Origin of the sequence: Gemmatimonas sp. (assembly GCF_036405635.1) — a bacterium.
Classification (GTDB): Bacteria; Gemmatimonadota; Gemmatimonadetes; order Gemmatimonadales; family Gemmatimonadaceae; genus Gemmatimonas.
Genome location: NZ_DASWXE010000035.1, coordinates 1 through 8040, shown reverse-complemented (window position 1 = coordinate 8040; position 8040 = coordinate 1). Strand labels below are relative to the sequence as shown.

Sequence of the window (8040 nt, the reverse complement as noted above, 5' to 3'; positions counted from 1 at the left end):
TCGAGGGGACCTTCCAGCAACGTGCCGCCGTGTTGCTGCCAGAGTGCGTTGGCACGCGCGAGGCTGTCGATGGAGAAGTAGACCATCCAGTGCGGTGCCCGGTCGGACCCGGACACCGTGCGCACCACACCCGCCACGGCCGGGTTGCCGTCGTGCAGCGTGTAGTACTCCATGTCCGGAGCGTCGAGCTTTTCGGCACGCAAACCGAACAGGTTGGCATAAAATGCCGCACTCGCGGCCGCGTGCGTGGTGTGCACTTCACACCACGCCATCGCGCCCGGTTCGCCTTCCACAGCCGCGCCGTGAAACTCCGTGCCCTGCCACAGGCCGAATGTTGCGCCGTCCGGATCGGTGCAGAGCGCCATGTGCCCCTGACCCGGCACTTCCATCGGTGGCACCAGCACTGCACCACTCAACGCCACCACGCGAGCAACGGCCGCATCGATGTCGGCGACGCCGAAGTACATCGTCCATCCCACCGGCGTGTCTGGCGTGGCCGGCGCCATCGCCGCTGCCGCCTGGCCATCACGGGTGAATGCGATGGTGTAGTGGCCCAGCGCCTCGCCCAGGTCGAGGTAGCTCCAGCCGAACAGGTCGCTGTACAGCGCCTTGGCTGCCGCCAGATCAGAGGTGGTCAGATCGAACCACACCGGCCGGTTGATTTGCGGAGCAGTGATCGGTGGCATGCGGAACACCTCGACGTTGTGTGGGAGACGTCACCAAAGGGCGGTGATACACCGCGATGACATCGCGGATCTATCGCGAAAGCGATTCCGTCGCAAACATTCCAGTCTGCAGGTGTATGCTGTTCCCGCCGGGCGTCTCCAATCCTCGACCTGCGCTCCCCGCGCAGGTCGCCGGACGCCTGTTCGCCGCCGGGTCCGCCCGGTCCCACCCCAGTTTCACTGATCAGGAGTCAGACGGATGAAGCGTCTCACGAAGGGAGCCCTTGCTGCGGCTCTCGCGTTGGCGATTGCACCACAGCTCGTCCACGCGCAGGAAGACAAGTCGAACGCTGTGAAGGGCGGCATCCAGGTGAGCGGCTGGAAGGGCAAGGTCGATGACAAGGAAGCCAAGGCCGGCCTGACCGTCGACAGCGCCAAGTTCATCACCATGGGCCCCGGCCTGCACGCCACCACCGGCCCGGCCACGACCTACTGGAACCCGACCATGGTCGGCAAGGGTGACTACGTCGTGAAGGCGACGTTCACCGAGCGCGAGTACATGGGGCTCAACAGCCATCCGCATCCGTACGGCGTCGTGATTGCCGGCAACGACATGGGGACGGACAACAACAGCTACCTGTACTGCGCCGCCTACGGCAACGGCAACTTCATCGTGCGTGGCTTCGGCCCCGCGCCGTTCCAGATGAACGGCCCGCGCGGTGGTGCCAACGACGCCGTCCACAAGGCCGAAGCGAAGGGCAAGCCGGTGACGCAGGAAGTCGCGCTGCAGGTGAAGGGCGACAAGGTCTCCTGCATCATCAACGGCACTGAAGTAGCCAGCTACAGCAAGGCGGAGCTCGTGGCGGCTGGTAAGCTCAAGAGCACGGATGGCGTCGTCGGCTTCCGCATGGCGCACAACACCGACGCGCACATCGCCGGCTTCAGCCTCGGCAAGCCGTGAGCGCACCCGATACGGCCACGCGCACACTGCGCGTGGCCGTGTTCGGCGTCGGAGCCGTAGGTGGAGTGTTCGGCGCGCGCCTCGCACAGGCCGGACATGACGTGTGGTTCATTGCCCGCGGTGCCACGCGGGATGCCCTTCGTGCAAACGGACTCCGTCTCGACAGCGTCGACGGGGATCTGCATCTCCAGCCAGTACAGGTGACGGACGACCCGTCACAGGTCGGCCCCGTCGATGTGGTCCTTGTCGGCGTGAAGGCCACCCAGGTGACCGGCGTGGCGCCGTCCATGCGCGCCCTGCTTGGCCCCAACACCGTGGTCATTCCGCTCCAGAACGGTGTGGAGGCCAGCGTGAAGCTCGCCGACGCGCTTGGCGCAGAACACGTGCTCGAAGGTCTGTGCCGCGTGATTGCCGAACAGGCCGGGCCAGGACACATCCGCCATCCGGCCGTGACACCGGTGCTCGAATTCGGAGCCCGCCCCGGCTCGGCGCTGTCTGATGCAACCGCGGCGATGATTCCCGTGGTGGCCGATGCCATGCGCGCGGCAGGCATCAACACCATCGTGCCAGCCGATATGACCACGGCGCTCTGGGAAAAATTCCTCTTCATCGAGCCCATTGGCGTGGTCGGTGCAGCGTCCCGTAAGCCGTACGGAACCGTACGATCCGTGCCGGAAACGCGGGCCCTGATCGACACCGCCATCGAGGAAGTCATTGCGGTGGGCCGTGCAGTGGGTGTGCAGTGGCCAGCCGATGCCAAAGAGCAGATCTGGAAGCGCTACGACAGTTTGCCGCCAAACGAGTACACCTCGATGGCGCGTGACCTGATTGCCGAGCGTCCGAGTGAATTCGATGCGCAGACATCGGCTGTGGTGCGCCTTGCACGGCAACGTGGTGTACAAACACCTGTGCATGACGTGCTGCACGCACTGTTGCTCCCCTCTGTGGTTGCAACGAACTGAGTCTTGCGGCGTCCTTGATGATGTCCGATAGTGGGCATCTCTCGTCTTCCCTGCAGTTTTGTGCAGTGGTTATGCACACGCGTTGTGCACATCCGTTTGTGACGCGGTCCCCGCACTTGTCAGCACTGTGCGGGGGTACCGCGTAGAAACGGATTACAGATAGCAAGCACTCCTCCGGTCTCCTTCCCACCGGAGAGGGTAGCACCAGCAGATGCGGACGCACCGCTGGTGTGCATGCGGCTCGACTCGCGCCGTCCCCCATGGACGGCGCGCCATCCCGTCTGGAGTGGCCGGCATGAAGGTTTTACTCGCGTGGTCGGGGATTACCGCCACCGTGACTCTGGTGACATCGCTGCTTTCGCCGGCGACGTCATCATCGGCGTTGCCGTCTGGTAAAGACGGCACCCCCACACCGTCCCCCTCGTCGATCGTGAGCACGGCAACCGTGCGAGCGCCCAGTGTTTCCGCGACCGATCCGGTCACAGGGATCCATGGCGTGCTTGCCCGGCCCATGTATCCGACCAAGGCGAAGGCCAAGTACGGAGCGCGCGGCATCGAAATGGCCGCGCTCGACTCCACCATCCAGCGCTACTGTGGCTCGTGCCACAACCCGCAGCGCGCGGCCCGGAGCGGTAACCTCTCGCTTCGCGCCTTCTCCATGGACTCGACGCTGTCCCAGCTGTCGACCTCGGAGAAGATGATCCGGAAGCTGCGCACCGAGATGATGCCCCCGCCGGGATCGCGCCGGCCGGGCGGTGACACGCTGCAGGCGCTGGTCGAGACCCTGGAACAGACCATCGACGCGGTACCGGTGAACCCGGGTACCCGTGTCTTCCAGCGCCTCAATCGTCCGGAGTATCAGCGCGTCGTCCGCGACCTGCTGAACCTCGAGATCGATCCGGGCGACTGGCTCCCGCTCGACACCAAGAGCGCGAACTTCGACAACATCTCCGACGCTCAGGCGATGTCGCCGACCCTGCTCGACGGCTACCTCAATGCGGCCTCGGCCGTAAGCCGGATGGCGGTGGGTGACCGGACGGCAGCGGCTGGACAGGCCAACTACCGCATCTCGCCCTTCGTGTCCCAGCACCCCTGGGATCACGTCGAAGGCACGCCGTACGGCACGCGCGGTGGCATGGTGGTGACGCACACCTTCCCGGCTGACGGCATCTACCAGATCCGCGTGAATGTCGGTGGTGGTGTGGGTCGCCCGGTGGAAGACGTCGATGTCTCCATCGACGGCGAACGCGTCTCCCTGCTCCACTACGACCGAGGTGTGGCCCGCAACAGTGAGTCGGCCGACCTGCCCCTTGGCGCCGACTACCTGCTGACCGAGCCCATCCAGATCCAGGGCGGCCAGCGGAAGGTCTCCGTGGCGTTCCTCCGAAAGGCGGAAGGACCGTACGAAGACCTGATCCGTCCGCATGACTGGTCACGTGCGTCGGGCGGCACCGGTGCGGCCGGCACGACCGAGCCGGCGTTCCTCATGGAGTTCCTGATCATGGGCCCGTCCAAGGTGACTGGCCTGTCGGACTCGCCGAGCCGCAAGGCGATCTTCACCTGCAATCCGAAGACGACCGCCGCGCAGCGTCCCTGCGCCGAGTCGATTCTGACGCGCCTGGCCACGCGCGCCTATCGCCGTCCGCTCAATGCGAATGACAAGAAGGCGCTCATGACCTTCTATGACCGTGGCGCGGCCGCCGGCGGGCAGAACGGGTTTGAAGAAGGTGTGCGCCTGGGTCTTCAGGCTCTGCTGGTGAGCCCGCACTTCATCTTCCGTATCGAGCGCGAGCCGGCCAATACGGTGGCGGGCAAGGACTATCGCATCGACGACATCGAGCTCGCGTCGCGACTGTCGTTCTTCCTCTGGAGCACGGTGCCCGATGAACGGCTGCTGACGCTGGCGCGCCAGAAGCAGCTGTCGGTGCCGGCTGTCTACAACGCCGAAGTGAAGCGCATGCTGGCCGACAAGCGCGCCGAAGCGCTGTCGACGCGCTTCGCCTCGCAGTGGTTGCGCCTGCAGGACCTCGAGAAGGTGCATCCCGATGCCTTCCTGTTCCCGGACTACGACCAGCAGTTGGCCGATGCCATGGAAACGGAAACCGAGATGTTCTTCGAAGATCTCGTGCGCAAGGATCGCAGCGTGCTGACGGCCTTCACGTCGGATTCGACCTTCGTGAACGAGCGCCTCGCCAAGCACTACGGCATCCCAGGCGTGGTGGGCACGCACTTCCGCAAGGTGAAGTACGCCGACGATCAGCGTCGTGGTGTGCTCGGCCAAGGCAGCGTGCTCGTGCAGACCTCACTCGGCAATCGCACATCGCCGGTGCTGCGTGGCAAGTGGGTGATGGAAGTGCTGCTGGGCGCTCCGCCGCCACCGCCGCCGCCGAACGTGCCCGACCTCGAGCAGACGGCCGGTGGCAAAGAAGGCAAACCGCTCACCACGCGCGAGCGCATGGAAATGCACCGAGACAACCCGTCGTGCATGTCCTGCCACAACTTCATCGACCCGATCGGTCTGGCACTCGACAACTTCGACGTGACCGGCAAGCTGCGCTTCCGTGAAAACGGCGCCCTGCTCGATACGCGCGGCAAGCTGTACGACGGCACGCCGTTGACCACGCCGACTGACCTGACGACCGCGTTGCTCAAGCGGCCCGTGCCGCTGATGCGCAACTTCACGGAAAACCTCATGGCCTACGCGCTCGGACGCCGCGCGGAAGACTATGACCAGCCGACCATCCGCCAGATCGAGCGGACGGCAGCCAAGCAGCAGTACAAGATGTCCGCGTTTGTGATGGGTGTCGTGAACAGCAAGGCCTTCCACTCCAAGCGCGCCGAGCCTGTGTCGGCTGACGCGTCACATAACTGAGCCGACTCATACCGCCAGGAGCATCCAATGCAATTTCTCACTCAGAAGACTCTCGCCCGCCGCTCGTTCCTGCAGGGAATGAGCGCCACGATCGCGCTGCCCTACCTCGACGCGATGGCGCCGGCGGGGCAGTTCCTGTCCAAAGCGGGCGGCGCGGCGGCCTCCGGTCATAAGCGTCTGGTGTGCATCGAGTCGGTGCACGGCGCGGCCGGCAGCAACACGTGGGGCGCGTCCAAGTTCCTGTGGGCGCCGGAAGGTGTGGGCAAGCAGTTCTCGCTCAATCCGGAAGGCGCGCTCATTCCACTCGACAAGTGGCGTGACAACCTGACGATCGTGAGCAACACGGACGTCCGCATGGCCGAAGCGTTCGACGCGCCGGAAATCGGCGGCGATCACTTCCGTTCGAGCGCGGTGTTCCTCACGCAGTCGCACCCGAAGCAGACGCAGGGTTCTGACCTGTTCGTCGGCACGTCCTTCGACCAGATCGTGGCCCGGAAGATCGGCCAGGACACGCCGCTGCCGTCGATGCAGCTGTGCATCGAGAACCTCGACCAGGCTGGCGGTTGCTTCTACAACTACGCTTGCGCGTACACGGACACGATCAGCTGGGCGTCGCCCACTGAGCCGCTGCCGATGATCCGCAATCCGCGCGCGGCGTTCGACATGCTCTTCGGTGCCGGCGCAAACAACGCCGACCGTTCGGCGCGTCGCAAGGACAATGGCAGCATCCTCGACTGGGTCGTGGGCGAGATCAACTCGCTCAAGCGCGACCTCGGCGCGGCCGATCGTCGTCGTGTCGATCAGTATCTCGAAAACGTGCGCGAACTCGAGCGTCGTATCGAAAAGGTCGAAGCGAAGAACACCAGCGGTGACGAGCGCCTGATTCCGGAAGCACCGGCCGGTGTGCCGGACAGCTTCGAAGAGCACATGAAGCTGATGTTCGACATTCAGGTGCTGGCGTTCCAGTCGGATATGACGCGCGTGTTCTCGTTCAAGACGGGCCGCGATGCGTCGAGCCGCGTGTTTGTCGAGAGCGGTACGAACAAGGGCTTCCACCCGGCGTCGCACCATGGCGGTCGTGAAGCGGCCATCATGGAGTTCAACCTGATCAACAAGTATCACGTGGGGATGCTGCCGTACTTCCTCGAGCGCCTCAAGGAAACGAAGGACGGCGACAGCAACCTGCTGGACAACACGACCATCGTGTACGGCTCGCCGATGGCCGACGGCAACGTGCACAACCACCGTCGTTGCCCGCTGATCATCCTCAGCGGCGAACAGGCTTCGCTTCCGCGCAACACGCACCTCAAGGCGCCGGACGGCACGCCGATGGCCGACGTGTTTCTCTCGCTGCTGCACAACTACGGCATCGACACGCCGAGCTTCGGCGACAGTGTCTCGCCGTTCGCGCTGTACTCCAACGCCTGAGGATCAGCTGATGGACGTGAATCAGTGGTCGACGCGGCTCGCAGGAGCTGCGGTGCTGCTGGCGGGGACGGTGTCCCCGCTGGTGGCGCAGGACAGCAAGCCAGTGATGCGTGTGTCGTCGTCATCGCCGGTCGCCCCGGTGTCGTCGACAGCCATGGCGCAGGCCGCCATGCGTGGCGATCTGGCCACAGTGCGTTCGCTCATCGCCTCGCGCGCTGACGTGAACGCGGCGCAGGGCGACGGTATGACGGCGCTGCACTGGGCGGCCGACCGTGGTGATGCGGCCATGGCCAATGCACTCATCAAGGCAGGGGCCAAGCTCACGCCGGTCACGCGCAACGGCGCCTATACGCCGTTGCATGTGGCAGCGCGCGCGGGCAACAGCGCGGTGCTGCAGGCGTTGCTCACGGCGGGCGCGGATGCCAAGGCGCTTACTGAAACGGGCGCCACGGCGCTGCACCTGGCGGCGCAGGCCGGTGATGCGGCCAGCGTGAAGGCGCTCGTGGCCGCCAAAGCCGACGTGAATGCGAAAGAACCGTCGTGGGGACAGACGCCCCTGATGTTCGCGGCAGCATCTGATCGCGCGGACGCGGTGAAGGCGTTGATGGCGGCTGGCGCGGACGCGTCGATCCGTACGAACACCGTCGATCTCACCGAAGAGCTCTCGCGCCAGCAGGCTGCGGCGCGCAAGCGCAACGAAGTGTTGTTCAGCTTCCTGCCCGAGAAGATGCGGGATTCGGTGATCAAGGCGTTCGAGAAGCAGGCCGCTGAGCAGGCGGCGCAGTTGCGCCTCCGTCAGGGTGCTGCGCCGGCCACGCCGGCGGTGGGCGCGCAGCCGGGTGGTGGTGCGCCTGGTGCTGCGGCTCCGGCGCGTATGGCCAGCGCCGCGGGAGCACCGGGCGCCGCACCTGCTGGTGCAGCAGCCGGCGCCCCCGCAGCCGCCAAGCCCGACACGGGGAAGCCCGCGTTCAAGGTTGGCGTGCAGGCGCCACCGGTGAACGATCTGACACCGGCGCAGGTGCAGGAAGCGATTCTCGCTGGTCGCACCGTGTACGACAACAAGCAGAAGGTGGACGGCAAGATCGAGACGATCATCCCGGCCGACACCACGAACGGCTTCAATGCGGGCTATGAAGCGACCGTGGGTAGCCT

At 65.3% G+C, this 8040-nt stretch carries 6 protein-coding genes; 5 read left to right on the top strand and 1 reads right to left on the bottom strand.

All coding sequences use genetic code 11. The features are described from left to right. Positions 1–686, bottom strand: a 686-nt coding sequence (locus VGE27_RS02110) for a VOC family protein (RefSeq protein ID WP_331047977.1), incomplete at its 3' end; no start/stop codon positions are given. A gap of 238 nt (positions 687–924) precedes the next feature. Between VGE27_RS02110 and VGE27_RS02105 the strand changes: the two genes are divergently transcribed. The 5 genes from VGE27_RS02105 to VGE27_RS02085 form a co-directional block, all read left to right on the top strand. Continuing rightward, positions 925–1626, top strand: a complete 702-nt coding sequence (locus VGE27_RS02105; protein ID WP_331047976.1) for a hypothetical protein — start codon at positions 925–927, stop codon at positions 1624–1626. Then, positions 1623–2588: a 2-dehydropantoate 2-reductase gene (locus VGE27_RS02100; protein ID WP_331047975.1), complete on the top strand. Its 966-nt coding sequence runs from the start codon at positions 1623–1625 to the stop codon at positions 2586–2588. Before VGE27_RS02105 ends, VGE27_RS02100 begins: the two co-directional genes overlap by 4 nt. 295 nt (positions 2589–2883) lie before the next feature. After that, positions 2884–5460 carry a DUF1592 domain-containing protein gene (locus VGE27_RS02095; protein WP_331047974.1) on the top strand — a complete coding sequence of 859 codons (2577 nt, stop codon included), beginning with the start codon at positions 2884–2886 and terminating at the stop codon, positions 5458–5460. A 27-nt stretch (positions 5461–5487) separates the two neighbouring features. After that, positions 5488–6888 (top strand): DUF1552 domain-containing protein, encoded by a 1401-nt coding sequence (locus tag VGE27_RS02090; RefSeq protein ID WP_331047973.1) that lies wholly within the window; start codon positions 5488–5490, stop codon positions 6886–6888. 10 nt (positions 6889–6898) lie between these two features. Beyond that, a partial coding sequence (locus VGE27_RS02085; RefSeq protein WP_331047972.1) for an ankyrin repeat domain-containing protein occupies positions 6899–8040 on the top strand: 1142 nt, incomplete at its 3' end.

Bases quoted from the DNA above. Each gene is read 5' to 3' on its own strand.
- VGE27_RS02090 (WP_331047973.1), top strand. From the start codon at position 5,488: ATGCAATTTCTCACTCAGAAGACTCTCGCCCGCCGCTCGTTCCTGCAG.
- VGE27_RS02105 (WP_331047976.1), top strand. From the start codon at position 925: ATGAAGCGTCTCACGAAGGGAGCCCTTGCTGCGGCTCTCGCGTTGGCG.
- VGE27_RS02095 (WP_331047974.1), top strand. From the start codon at position 2,884: ATGAAGGTTTTACTCGCGTGGTCGGGGATTACCGCCACCGTGACTCTG.